Consider the following 16,360-nt stretch of genomic DNA (forward strand, 5'->3'; position numbering starts at 1 on the left):
CCATGAATGTACGTTTTCTCGGTGAACAAGCCACGATGACCATGCCCGCGATCGTGTCGAAAGTATCGGATCTTATCGGCCGCACGCCGCTGTTCGAATTGATTCGCGGCGCCAACGGAGCGCGCATCCTGCTCAAGCTGGAATCGACGAATCCGACCGGCAGCGCAAAGATTCGGATGGCAAGGCAGATGCTCGACGAAGCGGAGCAGGACGGAAGCCTGCGGCCGGCCGGACGCGTGATCGAATCGACCTCCGGCAACACGGGTATGGGCCTGGCGCTGTTGTCGGCCGAGCGCGGCTACCGATTTACCGCAGTCGTGGACTGCCACGCGTCGAAAGACAAGCTGCGCGCGATGCAGGCGTTCGGCGCGGAACTCGTCTACGTGAGCGATGGCGAAGCACTCGCGACGGTGGACCGGGAGGCGCTTGCCGAGCGAATGGCAGCCGACGACCCGGACAGCATCTGGACCGAGCAGCATAACAATCCGGCGAATGGCAACGGCTATCGCGGGCTGGCGCACGAGTTGCGCGAAATTCTCGGCGACCGAATCGACTTCCTGGTCGGTTCGGTCGGCACCGGTGGCTCGCTTTTCGGCACCGCGCGCGAACTGCTCGCGACGGGCTCCGCGCCACGTGTCGTCGGTGTCGAACCGGTCGGCTCGATCGCATTCGGCGGCGAAGGTGGATCCTATTACCAATCCGGCACCGGGACACCGCCTGGCGCCGAGATTGGTGCATTGGTCGACTACGCGCTACTCGACGAAGGGGTCAAAGTGACGGACGCGGCCGCATTCAATACCGCCCGCTACATCGCACGCAAGAAATCGCTGCTCGTCGGCGGCTCGGCAGGCGGCGTTATTTGGCATGCACTGAAGATGCTCGATTCGTTGCCGGCCAATTCGACGCTTGTCGTCCTGGTATGTGACGGCGGCGAGAAGTATCTTGACACGGTGTTTAACGACGAGTGGATGCGCGAGCGAGATCTGCTCGACGAGTCTGTCGCCCGCGAACTCGAACCGATATTCTCCCGCGCCGTATGAAACTTCATCGACAAGTCTGGCTCGATGCCAGGCAAATCGGCGTGCTCGCTGCCCCCCTTGTTCTCACGCAGCTCGCCCAGGTGGCGCTGACGACGACCGACATCGTCATGATGGGAATGCTTGGACCTCGCGAGATTGCCGCCGGTGGTCTCGCACTGACGATCTTCAATCAGTTTCGGACAATGGGGACCGGGCTCGTGACGGGGACCGGCAATCTGGTCGCGTTCGCCAACGGCCAGCAAGCTCACGCGGAAATCCTGCGGTTGGGGCGCGCCGGCTTTGCGCTATCGACGCTTGCGGCACTGGTGTTTTCGCTACTGATGCTGTGTATCGAAATGCCGCTCGTCTGGCTCGGGCAAGATCCTGATGTTGCAAGGCAAGCTTCGTTCTATCTTGCGGCTGCCGCACCCGGCATATTGCCGTGCCTGTGGTTCCAGACGCTTCGGCAATATACCGTCGGCTTGCGCAAGCCAGGGCCTCTACTGGTGATCACGATCGTTTCGATTGTTGTAAATGCCGCGCTCGACTACGCGTTGATGTTCGGCCGGTTCGGCTTCCCGAAGCTCGGCTTGATCGGCATTGCCTGCGCAACCAGCAGTGTGTACCTGCTCTCTTTCATTGCGTTTCTCACGATCGCAAAGCGCCGGCCGGAACTGGCCGAAAACCTGTCGCTCGCTGTCTGGCGCGCGGACGCCGAAGCATTGGCGCGAACGTGGAGAATGGGGCTTCCGATCGCTGCCACGTATGGGTCGGAAGCGGCGTTCTTCACCGTCCTTACGCTCGTGATCGGAACGCTCGGTACCGATGCGCTCGCCGCCCAGACGATCGTCAATCAGGTGATTTACATTGTATTCATGATTTCGGTCGGGTTGTCTCATGCATCATCGATCAGCATCAGCCACGCGTGCGCGCAGCACGACTATCGCGGCGCTCGGCGGCTCGGTTATACCGGACTCGCGCTCGGCGTCGGGGCCATGCTGATCGTTGCGCTGCCGTATCTCGTCACACCGACCCGTGTGCTTGCGCCATTCCTCGACAACAGCGTTGCCGCGAGTGCGGAAGTCCTGCGGCTCGCAGGAGGACTGCTGACGATCGCGGCGCTGCTGCAGATCTTCGATTGTAGCCAGAACATCGGTGTCGGCATTTTGCGGGGCCTCGGTGATGTGACAAGCTCGTTCCGTATCTCGATCGTCGGGTACTGGATGATCGGTCTACCTGTCGCATGGGCGGCCGGTGTGCTGCTGGGGTATGGCATCTACGGAATATGGAGCGGACTCGCGATCGGGCTTGCCGCAACGGCGTCGATGCTGCTTCACAAGTTTGAGGGCAATCTTCGAGAGCTGACGGAACGTACTCGCACGGGGCATTCGTGAACAGGCTGAAAGGTCCCGATGTGCGGGCAGGTGACGGGTCGATACGCGAATACTCGTAGTACTGCACCGTATCGGACGCATCGGTCGCCGGATTGCACCGATCGTGCCTGAGCGCCGGTGCCCGGCGGTGATGGACCAACACCATCGACCGCCGACCGTAGGGCGTTTGTCGCTGCCGCGAGTGCCGTGCCTGCTGCTCGGTTACGGACAGGTGTGCGTCGCGAGACGACCCCCGGACTTCTGGATGGATGGCGAGCGGGTCTCGAGCGCTTAATGGCCCGCATGTCCTATCCACCAAAGACGACAACGCAGCTTCTTGCAACCGCTACCGGTGTGCAGCAAAGACGTCGTCATGCCCTCGGTGACGTAGCCGCTTACGAGATGCGCAAGTCATTACAGTGACCGTTCGCGGTCGCTCGAATGGAGTGCCGATTACATACGTCGATTGACTGTCGGTGTCGACTGTCTGCCGGGATCCACAAGAGCAGGGGAATATGGCTGTATAAAAATGATGGGACTCCCTTCAACATTGTTGCGCTCGCCTGATCGTTGCGATGATTGAATGTCACTGATTCCGATGGTGTGAATAATTGATGGAACTATGCGAATGAGTGAAATTGAAACTCGAGCGAATTAGAAAGTTTCGCGGCTTCGCTGCACTGCAGATTAGTCTGAATGGCGAATATAATCGTCTTTTTTGAAATTTCATGCGCCTTTGTGACGAGTTATTGATGTGGTGTGCTCCATTTGAGAGTAATGCGCAAGAAAGCTTCATTACATATTTTTTCGATGAGTAATGTTTTTGTCTTCTGTACTCCGATATACTTGCGCAACGTCAAATTTAGAGCGTGGAATCTAAGCGCGAAGGTTAATCGGTGGGTTGTACCGGTAGCCGCCGGTTCGGATGTTGGAACTGAATGAATAAAATATGACACGGCGTGGATGGATGAAATCGATCTGTCATCGGCTCTTGTGAGCAACGCTGTTAATAATTAACGGTTTAATATTGCGGACGTTAATGGTATGCGGGGCGAGTGTTTGTCTGCATTCGCTGTCAAATTATTCATTCCAAGAACGTGTTTGTGAGTGGCGATCGATTTGACGATGCCATTGCTCACTGTCGCGGTGATGGCGCGCCGAGTAAAAATTGTGGTGGATCAGTAGCCCATTATGGCCTTGACACTTTGGGAAATCAAAAGTCGATTGCCAGGGCGTACCAATGCATACGAATCTTGTCTTTTCATAAGGGCCCGGCAAATTGGAGACCTTTTCTCGCATCATCGGCGAGATTCTTCGCCCCAACGGCTTGACCGAGGGGATCGATCAACTCGCGGAAAAAATTGGACGAGTGATTCCGTTCGACAAGTGTTTGATTTTGCATACCGGAAGCGGCGATACAGCTTCTCATGGGTTGATCTATCGCTACGGTGTGGCAAATGACGTCGCCGGAACCCGGCGAGGTTTGACTCTGTTCGGCGCCGCGATTGACATTGACCAATATTTGAGTTGCTTCGCGCTGTCCAACCGTCAGGACCATACATTTCATTGGCACGATCTCGATGCCGGATTGCCGCAGTGCGATGCGTTTGTCAATGATCTTGCGTTATGTATGCGGGGAAAGGGTATTGTCGCCTGTATCGGAGCGCCGCCGGGCGATTCGACGGCTACCCGGACCGTTCTGCAGTTGAAGTGTGAAGGCGCGACATTGCACTCGGCGCTTCTTCTAACCTTCATTGCCATGCATTTACATACCGCGTTGAGTCAGAAGATCATGGGGCAGAGCCTTATGGGTGCGGAACGGTGCGCGGCGGATCTTGACCAGAAATCCTGCAATGACTCGAAGGGAATTCAGTTTACGAGAAAGGAATCCGACGTAATTAAATGGGTAGTCGAAGGCAAGACCGCCTGGGAAATTGGTCGGATACTTTCCATGTCGGAAAGGACGGTCAAGTTCCATCTGACCAACGTATACGAAAAACTGCGTGTTTCGAACAGGGCACAAGCGGTGGCGAAAGTCAGCCGTCTGGGATTGATCTAGGGGGAGTTCAGGAATGTCTTTCAAGGAAAAGGTCAAGGCGTTTGTCGCGCGTCACGGATTTACGTACAAAGCATACATTTTGTCGATTCTCTTTTTGCCACCGGCGGCGGTTTACATCGCGTGGAAGCGTCCAGGCCTGCCGCCTTTCGGCCGCGTTTTGCTCTGCGTCACCGGTGTACTCGCGCCCCCATTGGTCGGCGTGGCCACAGCGATGATCCTGAAAAGCGCGTTTGATCTGATCCGGACGGTCATTTCCGTTTAGTTCGCCTGCTTGTGTCCGGATACGTTCCCGGTTTCCTGAGCCTTGTTTTAGACCGCTTCACCATTCGTTCCATAGACTCCAATGAATGCCCGACTGCCAACCGTACATTTGTTCGATTGTGTTCGGGCAATAGCGGGAATACACGAGCCTTCACGCAACATTCCCTATAACTACACGTCGTTTTCCGATCGCGAGATCGTGATCCGCCTGCTCGGTGCAGACGCGTGGTCGGTGCTCGACGAACTGCGCGCCGAACGCCGCACGGGCCGCTCGGCGCGGCTGCTTTGTGAAGTGCTGGGTGACATCTGGGCCGTGCGCCGCAATCCGTATCTGCAGGACGACCTGCTTGATAACCGAAAGCGTCGCGCGTTCTTGGTCGGCACGCTGCACGACCGGCTGACCGAGATCGCAAGGCGTCGCCGCGTGCGAGTGGATGGCCAGTATGGTGGCGCGGGCCGCGAGCGCGCGTTGCGCGTCGAGATGCTCGAAGCCGCCGCGCAGCGTGCGGTCAACGAGTTCGCCGACGAATTCGCGAAAATGGCCGACCTGCGCCGCCGCGCGACCAAGGCGCTCGGCCGCTGCACGCAGAAGGACAACATCCGCTTCGACGGGCTGTCGCGCGTGTCGCACGTCACCGACGCGACCGACTGGCGTGTCGAATACCCGTTCGTCGTGCTGACGCCCGACACCGAAGCCGAGATCGCGGCACTGATCAAGGCCTGCTTCGAGCTCGGCCTGACCGTGATCCCGCGCGGCGGCGGCACCGGCTACACGGGCGGCGCGGTGCCGCTCACGCCGTTCTCCGCGGTGATCAACACCGAGAAGCTCGAACAGCTCGGCGCGGTCGAGCTGACCGAGCTGCCGGGCGTCGCGCACAAGGTGCCGACGATCTTCTCCGGCGCGGGCGTCGTCACGCGCCGCGTGACCGAGGCGGCCGAGGCGGCCGGCTACGTGTTCGCGGTCGATCCGACGTCGCTCGACGCGTCGTGCATCGGCGGCAACGTCGCGATGAACGCGGGCGGCAAGAAGGCCGTGCTGTGGGGCACCGCGCTCGACAACCTGGCCTGGTGGCGGATGGTCGACCCGGACGGCAACTGGCTCGAAGTCACGCGCCACGAGCACAACCAGGGCAAGATCCACGACATCGCGGTCGCGCGCTTCGAGCTGAAGTGGTTCGACGGCGCATACGCGCCGGGCGAGAAGCTGCTGCGCACCGAGATGCTCGAGATCGAAGGCCGGCGCTTTCGCAAGGAAGGGCTCGGCAAGGACGTGACCGACAAGTTCCTCGCCGGCCTGCCGGGCGTGCAGAAGGAAGGCTGCGACGGGCTCATCACGTCCGCGCGCTGGGTGCTGCACAAGATGCCCGCGCACACGCGCACCGTCTGCCTCGAATTCTTCGGCCAGGCGCGCGAGGCGATCCCGAGCATCGTCGAAATCAAGGATTACCTGTTCGAGACGTCGAAGCAGGGCGGCGCGATCCTCGCGGGCCTCGAACACCTCGACGAGCGCTATCTGCGCGCGGTCGGCTACGCGACCAAGAGCAAGCGCAATTCATTCCCGAAGATGGTGCTGATCGGCGACATCGTCGGCGACGATGCCGATGCGGTCGCGCACGCGACGTCCGAAGTGATCCGGATGGCGAACGGCAAGAGCGGCGAGGGTTTCGTCGCGGTCAGCGCGGAGGCGCGCAAGCGCTTCTGGCTCGACCGCAGCCGCACGGCCGCGATCGCGAAGCACACGAACGCGTTCAAGATCAACGAGGACGTCGTCATCCCGCTGAACCGGATGGGCGAGTACACCGACGGCATCGAGCGGATCAACATCGAACTGTCGCTGAAGAACAAGCTGCAGCTCGTCGACGCGCTGGAAGCGTTCTTCCGCGGCGGCAACCTGCCGCTCGGCAAGACCGACGACGCGAACGAGATCCCGAGCGCCGAGCTGCTCGAAGACCGTGTCCAGCAGGCGCTGGAGCTGCTCAAGCGCGTGCGCGCGCGCTGGGAATTCGTGCGCGACCGGCTCGACCAGCCGCTGCGCGAGGCGCAGCACTACCTCGTGCAGCTCGGCTACGAGGCACTGGCCGAGAAGTTCGCGGATCGTGCCGACGAGCAGCCGGGCGCGACCGTGTTCCACATCACGCAGGACCGCACGGTCCGCATCTCGTGGAAGCAGGAGATCCGCGCGGAGCTGCGCGCGATCTTCAACGGCGGCGCGTTCAAGCAGATCCTCGACGAAGCGCAGGCGATCCACAAGCAAGTGCTGCGCGGCCGCGTGTTCGTCGCGCTGCACATGCACGCCGGCGACGGCAACGTCCACACGAACATCCCGGTCAACTCCGACAACTACGAGATGCTGCAGGACGCGCACGCGTCGGTTGCACGCATCATGAAGCTCGCGCGCTCGCTCGACGGCGTGATCTCCGGCGAGCACGGGATCGGCATCACGAAGCTCGAGTTCCTGACCGACGACGAGATCGCCGAATTCCGCGCGTACAAGCAGCGCGTCGACCCGAACGGCCGCTTCAACAAGGGCAAGCTGCTCGACGGCGCCGATCTTCGCAACGCGTATACGCCGAGCTTCGGGCTGATGGGCTACGAGTCGCTGATCATGCAGCAGTCCGACATCGGCGCGATCGCCGATTCGGTGAAGGACTGCCTGCGCTGCGGCAAGTGCAAGCCGGTGTGCGCGACGCACGTGCCGCGCGCGAACCTGCTGTACAGCCCGCGCAACAAGATCCTGGCGACGTCGCTGCTGGTCGAGGCGTTCCTGTACGAGGAACAGACGCGCCGCGGCGTGTCGATCAAGCACTGGGACGAGTTCAACGACGTGGCCGACCACTGCACGGTGTGCCACAAGTGCGCGACGCCGTGCCCGGTGAAGATCGACTTCGGCGACGTCACGATGAACATGCGCAACCTGTTGCGCAAGATGGGCAAGAAGAAATTCAACGCCGGCAATGCGGCGGGCATGTTCTTCCTGAACGCGACCAATCCGCAGACGATCAACATCGCGCGCGGCGTGATGATGGGCGTCGGCTACAAGGTGCAGCGCTTCGCGAACGACATGCTGAAGAAGGTCGTGACGAAGCAGACGCAGCACCCGCCGGCGACCGTCGGCAAGCCGCCGGTCGTCGAGCAGGTGATCCACTTCGTCAACAAGAAGATGCCGGGCAACCTGCCGAAGAAGACGGCGCGCGCGTTGCTCGACATCGAGGACAACAAGATCGTGCCGATCATCCGCAACCCGAAGTCGACGACTGTCGATTCGGAAGCGGTGTTCTACTTCCCGGGCTGCGGCTCCGAGCGCCTGTTCTCGCAGGTCGGGCTGGCTACGCAGGCGATGCTGTGGGAAGCCGGCGTGCAGACCGTGCTGCCGCCGGGCTACCTGTGCTGCGGCTATCCGCAGCGCGGCGCGGGGCAGTACGACAAGGCCGAGAAGATCGTCACGGACAACCGCGTGCTGTTCCACCGGGTCGCGAACACGCTGAACTACCTCGACATCAAGACGGTCGTCGTGTCGTGCGGCACCTGCTACGACCAGCTCGCAGGCTACGAATTCGACAAGATCTTCCCCGGCTGCCGGATCATCGACATCCACGAGTTCCTGCTCGAGAAGGGGATGAAGCTCGACGGCGTGACGGGCACGCGCTACATGTATCACGACCCGTGCCATACGCCGATCAAGACGATGGATCCGATCAAGCTCGTCAACGAGCTGATGGGCTCGGAGAAGGACGGCTACAAGATCGAGAAGAACGACCGTTGCTGCGGCGAATCGGGCACGCTCGCGGTGACGCGCCCGGACGTGTCGACGCAGGTCCGCTTCCGCAAGGAAGAGGAGATCCGCAAGGGCGCGGCGAAGCTGCGCAGCATCCCGGTCGTGGCCGGCGGCGCGAGCGCACCGGCACCGGCCGCGAACGCCGGCCCGGACGTGAAGATCCTGACGAGCTGCCCGTCGTGCCTGCAGGGCCTGTCGCGCTACAACGAGGATGCGAACATCGAGGCCGACTACATCGTGGTCGAGATCGCGCGCCAGGTGCTCGGCGAGAACTGGATGGCCGATTATGTCGCACGTGCGAACCATGGCGGGATCGAGCGCGTGATGCTGTGAGCGGAGGATCTCGTCGAAAAAAACAGATGCGGCCGGTTTTTTTGGATTGAGCCTATGCGCTGGCGGTCAACGTCGCAACGACATGATCCTGAAGCTCGCGTTCCCGTGCATGGATAAAGAAGTGATCGCCGTCGAACCGATGAAGCGTGAAGGGCCCGTCGCTGTAGTGACGCCATTCGCGCAGCGCGTCGATATCGACATGCGGATCGCGCAGGCCGCCGAATACGGTCAGCCCGCACGGCAACGTGAACGGCGTATCGGGGCAATATCCTTCGGCGAGTGCCAGATCGGCTCGTAGCGCTCGCAGGAAGTGCCGAAGCCAGTCGGGCTCCGACAGCAACGCGTTTGGCGTTCCGCCCATCGTCTTCAGCCAACGGATAAGGTCTGGTTCGGGCAATCGATGAATCGATAACGGACGAGGTGCAACATGCGGTGCACGGTGTGCTGCGCAGAACGCGTGGATCGGCTCAGGAAGCCCGCGTCGGCCGAGCTCCCTCAACCATTCGATACCGACAACACTGCCGAAACTGTAACCGAATGTGCTGAATGGCTTGTCAAGGAGCCCGCCCGCAGCCATTGCCAATGCATCCACCATGGCGTCGAGCGATGCGGGTGGCGCTTCCGCGAAGCGTGTTTGGCGTCCCGGCAGTTCGACCGCAACGACTTCGATCCAGCCGGGCAGGTCAAGCGCCCAGCGTCGATAGAGCAGCGAGCCGGCTCCGGCGTACGGAAAGCAGAACAGCCGATGAGTCGCGGCGGGTTGCGGGCGATGCAGGATGAACCAGGGCGTTATCTTGACTGGCATGCCGATTCGGAACGGAAGTCGTGACGGGGCTCGGCCGCGAACCGACCCGGCGCGGCGCTCCGATGCCGGCACAGCGTAATCGGAAGGGCTGGTGACGTGTGCCGTCCGACGGTACAGGTTGACGATCCAGACCGGTCGTGATTGCTCACGAAATCCGGAAGGGACATCACTTCCCGGCATCGGAGCCGCCCCTGGCCGCTGCCCCAACGAACAGGTTTTTCCGTACACGCAAGTTGGTATTCTGCGCTGCGCGATCGTCCCTGCGCGTTGCTGTCGCGGGCCGCCAACTTCGTACATCGAGACCATGAACGCCGTAATACTCGAAGCCGTTGAGAAGTCATACCTGATGGGTTCCGTCAACGTGACCGCGCTGCACGACGTCACGCTTGACATCCGCGATGGAAGATTGACTGTCATCGCTGGTGCGTCCGGCAGCGGGAAGTCGACGTTGCTGAATCTCGTCGGTTGTGTAGACCGACCGGATCGCGGCCGCATCGTCGTTGCAGGCGAGGAGGTCGGTCGTTTGTCGGACGACGCACTGTCCGACTTTCGGGCTCGCCGGCTCGGCTTCGTCTTCCAGAACTTCAATCTGCTGCCGGTGCTCACCGCACACGAGAACGTCGAATATCCGCTGCTTCTCGCTGGTTCGCGACTGACCGAGTCCGAGCGCGCGCTCCGCGTGCGGGACATGCTCGATGCGGTCGGCCTTGCGGACAAGGCGCATCACCGGCCGGGGCAGATGTCTGGCGGTCAGCGACAGCGGGTCGCGATCGCACGCGCACTCGTCGCGTCGCCGAACCTCGTATTGGCAGATGAGCCGACCGCCAATCTGGATAGCAAGACCGGACAGCAGATCATCGCGCTGATGCGGCGGCTGCAACGGGAGCGGCGCGTGTCGTTCGTGATTTCGTCGCATGATCCGCAGGTGCTCGCGGCTGGTGATGACGTAGTCCATATTGTCGACGGCAGCGTGTCCACCGTTACGCGCACCGATGCACAGGAGGCGTTCGCATGAAGACATTTTCGCTCGCGCTACGCAACCTGCTGCGCAACCGTCGCCGTTCGATCACGACATTGCTTGCGATGATCGTCGGCGCCCATGCGGTGCTGCTGTTCGGCGGCTATACGCGCAACATCACGTATGGTCTGCAAACCGATTATGTGAAGTACGGCGGCCACATGCAGATCGAACGCAAGGGGTTCTACGAGTTCGGGAGCGGTAATCCTTCCGAGTACGGGATCGAAAATTACGAGGCGATCATTGATGCGGTGAAAGCCGACCCGGCACTGGCGCCTATGGTGCTCGTCGCGACACCTACGCTGCAGTTGCAGGGTATTGCGGGCAACTTCGACGCGGGGCTGTCGCGCACCGCACTCGCGCTCGGCATGCGTGTCGACGACCAGAATCGGATGCGCGCATGGAACGACTATCACTTTCCGGTGACGATTCCACCGATGGCGCTCACCGGAACGGCAGGCGACGCAGCCGTGATCGGTACGGGCCTCGCGCGCGTACTCGAGCTGTGCGGACCGCTCAAGGTACCCGACTGCAAGCCGCCCAAGAAGCCCGCAGACACGGCGAAGGCCTCGCCGCTTCCGGCCGACATCGCGGCGCTCGCCGACGGTATGCGCGACGCGCCGTCCGCCGCGACGGATGGGCGTCGGATCGAACTGCTTGCAGCGACCGCGCGCGGTGCGCCGAACGTCGCGGAACTGCAGGTCGTGAAGGCCGAGCGGCAGGGAATCAAGGAATACGACGACATGTACGTGGGCTTGCATCTCGCGCAAGCGCAACGGCTCGTCTACGGCAACGAGCGGCCGAAGGCCACGGCGATCGTCGTGCAATTGAGCCACACCGCGGATTTGCCCGCCGCGAAGGCCCGACTTGAGACGCTGCTGAACACCAAATTCACCGGTACGGACACGGAAGTGGTCGATTACACCGTGCTGAATCCATTCTACGGCCAGGCGCTTGCGATGTTCACGACACTGTTCGGTTTTGTCGCCCTGCTGATCGCCGCGATCGTGCTATTCACTGTTGGCAACACAATGAGCACTGCGGTGTTCGAGCGCACGGTCGAGATCGGCACACTGCGCGCGATGGGATTACGCCGTACCGGCGTGCGTCGCCTGTTCCTGTGCGAAGGGTTGCTGCTCGGCGGGATCGGCGCAGTGCTCGGCGTCGCCAGCGCAGCGATGCTCGCAGGTGTCGTCAACCTCAGCGGTCTTACGTGGACACCGCCGGGCCGCTCGCCGGTGCCGCTGATCATTCGCGTGTGGGGCGAGAACGATCTGATCGTTGGTACCGCGATCGGCCTGCTCGTGGTATCGATGCTCTCCGCGTTGCTGCCCGCGCGCCGTGCGTCCCGAATGGAGATCGTCGATGCGCTCCGCTATGCGTGATCGAACGATCAGATCTTGCACGAATGAAATGACTGTGAAATCAATTCGTCGGCGGTTTGTCATGCTAGCCTTCGCCGGGAGCTGCTTCACATTGCTCGGTGCGTGCGGCGCACCCGCCGGGCAGTCGGTTCCCGCGGGCCTGAATCTGTCGTTGACGCAATCGACTGCGGCAGGCGCATACGTCGTTACGCTCGAACCGCCGACGACGCCGCCGCCACTGAACCAGATCCATGCATGGACCGTCACCGTGAACCGTGCGTCGGGCGAGCCCGTGCGCGGTGCGCGCATCGACGTGAGCGGCGGGATGCCTCAGCACGGGCACGGTCTGCCGACGCGCCCTCGAGTCGTTCCGGATGACGGTAATGGCGTGTATCGGCTGCAAGGGATGAAGTTCAGCATGCCCGGGTGGTGGACGATCACGCTGAAGGTACGGGACGCGCAGGGCGGCGACGACGTGACGTTCAACGTCGTATTGCCGCCAGCGGTGGCGTCATGACGATCGAAACGGGCGCCATGCCTGTTTACTGGATGAATTCCATTCACGGAGAAGCTTCAATGCGAAGAGTCATGCTGTACTGGATGATGTTGCTGCTCGCGCCGTTTGCATCTGGTATCGCGAGTATTGCTCATGCGGGCCCGGCGAACGAAGCGTCGGCACCCGCCGCGGCCGCGGCCGCGCCCGTTGCCGCACGCGCAGACCGGCTGCCCGCCTATCAGCCGCGATTCGGACGCACGCGCCCGATCGTCGCCGTCGTTGGCGAGAATTACTATACCGAGCTGACCGATTACGTAGTCCCGTATGGGATCGTCGCCGAATCGGGCGCGGCGGATCTCGTCGCACTTGCAACGAAACCTGGCCCCATCCGGATGTTCCCGGCACCGATGAACGTCATTCCGGACGAAACCACCGCGCAGTTCGACCAGCGCGTGCCCGAAGGCGCGGACTATGTGATCGTGCCGGCCGTGCATCGTGACAGCGATCCGGCGCTGCTTGCATGGGTCGCCGAGCAGGCGAAGAAGGGGGCGACGATCATCGGCGTGTGCGACGGCGTCTGGGTCGTCGCACGCGCGGGTCTGCTGGAAGGCCGCCGCGCAACGGGGCACTGGTACTCGATGAGCGACCTCCGCAAGAAGTTTGTCGATACGCGCTGGGTCGAAGGCAAGCGCTACGTTGCCGATGGCAAGGTCGTCACGACGACCGGCGTCACCGCGACGATTCCGGTGTCGCTTGCACTCGTCGAAGCGCTCGCCGGCCGCGAACGGGCACTGCAGGTCGCCGAGCGACTCGGACGCCCCGCGTGGTCATCCGAGATCGCAAGCGATCGCTTCAACCTCGGATTGCCGGCGATGGCGACGATCGCGACCAACTATGTGTCGTTCTGGTCACATGAGGATTTCGGCATTCCGATCGCACCGGGTGTCGACGAAATTGCTCTCGTGCTCGAAGCTGACGCGTATTCGACCACATTCCGCTCGACGGCCTACACGGTTGCCGCGAATCGCGAACCTGTACGCACCCGGCGCGGACTGACAATCGTTCCCGACCGCGTTGCCGGTGTCGACGCGCCGACGCGTATGTTGTCCGCACCGATCACGCGCTATCCGTTGCATGCGCTCGACGCGTCGCTGAATGCGATCTCGTCTGAATTCGGCAAGCGCACGGCCGCATGGGTTGCACTGCAGATGCAATATCCGGGCTACTGAGCAGCGCACCGCAGCTTCGACTTATTCGTCCCCAAGCGTGTCGGTTTTCCACTCGTCCCGGGTGGAGAGCCGCGCTCGTCCCAGTCATTCCGTATTTGCTCCGGAGATTCCGATGCAGACGCATTCGATGGCGCGCCTGTGCGCTGCCGTGATCCTGGCACTCGCCTGCAGTGCCGCAAAAGCCGCGCCGGATCCACAGCGCATCCTTGCCGCGAGCGACGCCGTTCGCAACCCGAGCGAACCGTTCACGCTGAGCGTCACGCTGACGCAATACACCGACGGCAAGCAAACGGATTCGAACGCACTTACCGCCTATTCGCGGATCAATCCGGCGAGCGGTCAGTTTCGCAGCCTGATCCGGTTCGCCGCGCCGGCACGCGACGCTAACAAGCTGATGCTCAAGAGCGGCAACGACCTGTGGTTTTTCGATCCCGCGAGCAAAGCGACGATCCGCATTTCGCCGCAGCAACGGTTGCTCGGGCAGGCGTCGAACGGCGATGTGGTCACGGTCAATTTCGCGCAGGGGTATCGCGCGCAGATCGAGGCCGAGGAGGAGGTGCAGGACGGTGAGCGCCAGACGCGCCGTGCATACCGGTTGAAGCTCGTTCAGAGCGTGTCCGACATGACGTATCACTCGATCGAAATGTGGATCGACGCGACGGACTCGCGTCCGGTGAAGGCACGTTTCTTCAGCGAAAGCGGCAAGCTCCTCAAGACGGCATTCTATCGGCGCTATCAGCAACAACTCGGCGCGCTGCGGCCAACCGAGATCGTTATCATCGACGGGCTCAATCCGAATCTCGTGACCGTGATGCGATATGCGGACTATGTCGCGCGCGAGATTCCGGACGCCTGGTTCCAGTCCGATTTCATGGCGCGTTTCCAACCGGAATGATGAAGCGAATCAGCATCGTCTGCATTGCGTTGGCCGGCGCGGCAAGCACGTGCCATGCGAGTGACGCGGAAGAGGCGGGCCTGGCGCTCGCCGACGCGACACCGGTGCAGACGGTTGACGACAGCAAGTACCAGTTCAGCATCGAACCAGGCCTGCGCTTCGCGACCTTGCGGCCAGGCGGTACGCGGATGGCCACGCGCCTGTCGCTCGACCTGACCGCGCGCCATGCGCTCTCGAACGGCTGGGGCATCAATCTCGCCGATCGACTCGACCTGAACGGTCCGCTACGCTTCGACGATGACTCCGGTGCCATCAACACGCTGAAGGAACTGTACGTGGACGGTCGTGCGGGCGGCGGCAAGACACTGATGCAGGCCGGCCGCGTCAACGTGAGGCTTGGAGTCGCCACCGGCTACAACCCGACCGACTTCTTTCGCGACAACGCGGTCCGCTCCGCGACATCGGTGGATCCCGCGAGCCTGCGAGAGAACCGGCTCGGCACCGTGATGTTGCGCGGTCAACAATTATGGGCAGACGGCTCCATTAGCGCGCTTGTCGCGCCGCGCATCGCGGATCGCGCAACCGACGTGTCGTTCTCGCCGGACTTCGGCGCAACGAATCAGCGCACGCGCTGGATGCTTCAATTCAGCCAGCACGTGATATCGGACCTGTCACCGCAGATCGTGATCTATGACGACGGAAAACCGGGCAGTTCACCGCAATTCGGCGTCAATCTGGTCCATCTCGTGAACAATGCGTGTGTCGGATACGCGGAATGGTCCGGAGGCCGAGGGCCGTCGACTCTTGCTCGCGCGCTCGGACGCCCGTATAGCGATGTCGCGTTTCGCTGGAAGCTCGCAACAGGCGTGACGTGCACGACGTCTCGCAATCTGTCCGTCACGCTGGAGTATGACCGGGACGGCGCAGCACTCGATCGTGCAGGCTGGCAGGCGCTGCGCAACGGCTCCCCGGCCAGCTACGCCGCGTACCGGACGCTGGCGGCCGCGCAGCAAGACCCCGTCACGCGCGACGGGGTTTTCGCGATGGTGAGATGGCAAGATGCATGGCTCCAGCGTCTCGATCTGTCCGGTTTCGTCAGGTTGAATCTCGCGGATCGCAGCAGGCTCACCTGGCTCGAAGCGCGCTATCACTTCGCTCGTACCGATGTCGCACTGCAATGGCAGATCAACGCCGGCGCATCGTCAACCGAATTCGGCGCGTTGCCGCAGTCGAATCTCTGGCAGCTGCTCGTCAAGCACTACTTATGACACGGAAGATATGCGCATGTTTCGCGCGACGCGTGGCGCCATACACATCGAGGAGAAATTCATGAAAAGCTACATTACGTCGGGTAACGGACTGCCGCAATGGCCATCGCCGATCAGTCATGCGGTCGTCGCAAACGACACCTGCTACCTTAGCGGTCAACTTTCATTGGACGCCGATGGTTGCTATGTGCCCGGTACGCCCGCGGAAGAGGCCAGACGCGCGTTCGCGAACCTGTTCAGCGCACTTGACGCGGCAGGTTTTGACCCTCGGGATCTGGTATTCGTCGACATCGCGTTCGTCGACATCGGCGCGCTTGCGGAGGTGAACGAGGTATACGCGGACCTGTTCCCTGCCGATCGTCGGCCCGCGCGAACCGTCTACCAGGCGGCCGCGTTGCCATTCGGCGGCAGGGTGAAGGTGATGGGCGTAGCCGTTCGCGACGCGTCCCGCTGATGTGCGACGCG

13 protein-coding genes are annotated in these 16,360 nt (G+C 61.9%); 12 read left to right on the forward strand and 1 reads right to left on the reverse strand.

The window, feature by feature from the left end; translation table 11 throughout:
* The first annotated feature begins 2 nt into the window (after positions 1 to 2).
* The 5 genes from JYG32_RS38325 to JYG32_RS38345 all read left to right on the forward strand — a co-directional run bounded on the left by JYG32_RS38325 (position 3) and on the right by JYG32_RS38345 (position 8,820).
* Positions 3 to 1,040: a cysteine synthase family protein gene (locus JYG32_RS38325; protein WP_213267852.1), complete on the forward strand. Its 1,038-nt coding sequence runs from the start codon at positions 3 to 5 to the stop codon at positions 1,038 to 1,040.
* Positions 1,037 to 2,413 carry an MATE family efflux transporter gene (locus tag JYG32_RS38330; RefSeq protein ID WP_213267853.1) on the forward strand — a complete coding sequence of 459 codons (1,377 nt, stop codon included), beginning with the start codon at positions 1,037 to 1,039 and terminating at the stop codon, positions 2,411 to 2,413. The genes JYG32_RS38325 and JYG32_RS38330 overlap by 4 nt, the downstream gene beginning before the upstream one ends.
* A 1,258-nt stretch (positions 2,414 to 3,671) precedes the next feature.
* On the forward strand, positions 3,672 to 4,451 hold the full coding sequence (locus JYG32_RS39390) for a helix-turn-helix domain-containing protein (protein WP_249744926.1): 780 nt from the start codon (positions 3,672 to 3,674) through the stop codon (positions 4,449 to 4,451).
* A gap of 13 nt (positions 4,452 to 4,464) precedes the next feature.
* Positions 4,465 to 4,713, forward strand: coding sequence for a hypothetical protein (locus JYG32_RS38340; protein WP_174381302.1), 249 nt, complete (start codon positions 4,465 to 4,467; stop codon positions 4,711 to 4,713).
* An 81-nt stretch (positions 4,714 to 4,794) separates the two neighbouring features.
* Positions 4,795 to 8,820 carry a DUF3683 domain-containing protein gene (locus JYG32_RS38345; protein ID WP_433960880.1) on the forward strand — a complete coding sequence of 1,342 codons (4,026 nt, stop codon included), beginning with the start codon at positions 4,795 to 4,797 and terminating at the stop codon, positions 8,818 to 8,820.
* A gap of 52 nt (positions 8,821 to 8,872) precedes the next feature.
* Here the strand turns inward: JYG32_RS38345 and JYG32_RS38350 are convergent, their stop codons facing one another.
* The gene (locus JYG32_RS38350) at positions 8,873 to 9,625 is read right to left on the reverse strand and encodes a thioesterase II family protein (protein ID WP_174381083.1); all 753 of its coding nucleotides are present in this window, start codon (positions 9,623 to 9,625) and stop codon (positions 8,873 to 8,875) included.
* A gap of 304 nt (positions 9,626 to 9,929) precedes the next feature.
* On the opposite strand from JYG32_RS38350, the gene JYG32_RS38355 reads away from it, so the two are divergent.
* The 7 genes from JYG32_RS38355 to JYG32_RS38385 all read left to right on the forward strand — a co-directional run bounded on the left by JYG32_RS38355 (position 9,930) and on the right by JYG32_RS38385 (position 16,349).
* Complete coding sequence (locus JYG32_RS38355; protein WP_213268344.1) at positions 9,930 to 10,640, forward strand: ABC transporter ATP-binding protein; 711 nt, start codon at positions 9,930 to 9,932, stop codon at positions 10,638 to 10,640.
* Positions 10,637 to 12,028, forward strand: coding sequence for an ABC transporter permease (locus JYG32_RS38360; protein WP_213267854.1), 1,392 nt, complete (start codon positions 10,637 to 10,639; stop codon positions 12,026 to 12,028). Before JYG32_RS38355 ends, JYG32_RS38360 begins: the two co-directional genes overlap by 4 nt.
* Positions 12,029 to 12,179: 151 nt before the next feature.
* Positions 12,180 to 12,524: a FixH family protein gene (locus tag JYG32_RS38365; protein ID WP_249744927.1), complete on the forward strand. Its 345-nt coding sequence runs from the start codon at positions 12,180 to 12,182 to the stop codon at positions 12,522 to 12,524.
* Between the two features lie 59 nt (positions 12,525 to 12,583).
* On the forward strand, positions 12,584 to 13,732 hold the full coding sequence (locus tag JYG32_RS38370) for a DJ-1/PfpI family protein (RefSeq protein WP_213267855.1): 1,149 nt from the start codon (positions 12,584 to 12,586) through the stop codon (positions 13,730 to 13,732).
* Between the two features lie 112 nt (positions 13,733 to 13,844).
* Positions 13,845 to 14,627: an outer membrane lipoprotein-sorting protein gene (locus tag JYG32_RS38375; RefSeq protein ID WP_174381090.1), complete on the forward strand. Its 783-nt coding sequence runs from the start codon at positions 13,845 to 13,847 to the stop codon at positions 14,625 to 14,627.
* A gap of 188 nt (positions 14,628 to 14,815) precedes the next feature.
* Positions 14,816 to 15,895: a hypothetical protein gene (locus JYG32_RS38380; RefSeq protein ID WP_249744928.1), complete on the forward strand. Its 1,080-nt coding sequence runs from the start codon at positions 14,816 to 14,818 to the stop codon at positions 15,893 to 15,895.
* A gap of 16 nt (positions 15,896 to 15,911) precedes the next feature.
* Positions 15,912 to 16,349 (forward strand): RidA family protein, encoded by a 438-nt coding sequence (locus JYG32_RS38385; protein ID WP_249744929.1) that lies wholly within the window; start codon positions 15,912 to 15,914, stop codon positions 16,347 to 16,349.
* Positions 16,350 to 16,360 lie beyond the last annotated feature (11 nt).

Origin of the sequence: Burkholderia pyrrocinia, assembly GCF_018417535.1 — a bacterium.
Classification (GTDB): Bacteria; Pseudomonadota; Gammaproteobacteria; order Burkholderiales; family Burkholderiaceae; genus Burkholderia; species Burkholderia pyrrocinia_E.

Coding starts and splice junctions, on each gene's coding strand:
- JYG32_RS38325 (WP_213267852.1), top strand. CDS start 3: ATGAATGTACGTTTTCTCGGTGAACAAGCCACGATGACCATGCCCGCG.
- JYG32_RS38330 (WP_213267853.1), top strand. CDS start 1,037: ATGAAACTTCATCGACAAGTCTGGCTCGATGCCAGGCAAATCGGCGTG.
- JYG32_RS38340 (WP_174381302.1), top strand. CDS start 4,465: ATGTCTTTCAAGGAAAAGGTCAAGGCGTTTGTCGCGCGTCACGGATTT.
- JYG32_RS38345 (WP_433960880.1), top strand. CDS start 4,795: ATGAATGCCCGACTGCCAACCGTACATTTGTTCGATTGTGTTCGGGCA.
- JYG32_RS38350 (WP_174381083.1), bottom strand. CDS start 9,625: ATGCCAGTCAAGATAACGCCCTGGTTCATCCTGCATCGCCCGCAACCC.
- JYG32_RS38355 (WP_213268344.1), top strand. CDS start 9,930: ATGAACGCCGTAATACTCGAAGCCGTTGAGAAGTCATACCTGATGGGT.
- JYG32_RS38360 (WP_213267854.1), top strand. CDS start 10,637: ATGAAGACATTTTCGCTCGCGCTACGCAACCTGCTGCGCAACCGTCGC.
- JYG32_RS38370 (WP_213267855.1), top strand. CDS start 12,584: ATGCGAAGAGTCATGCTGTACTGGATGATGTTGCTGCTCGCGCCGTTT.
- JYG32_RS38375 (WP_174381090.1), top strand. CDS start 13,845: ATGCAGACGCATTCGATGGCGCGCCTGTGCGCTGCCGTGATCCTGGCA.
- JYG32_RS38380 (WP_249744928.1), top strand. CDS start 14,816: ATGGCCACGCGCCTGTCGCTCGACCTGACCGCGCGCCATGCGCTCTCG.
- JYG32_RS38385 (WP_249744929.1), top strand. CDS start 15,912: ATGTTTCGCGCGACGCGTGGCGCCATACACATCGAGGAGAAATTCATG.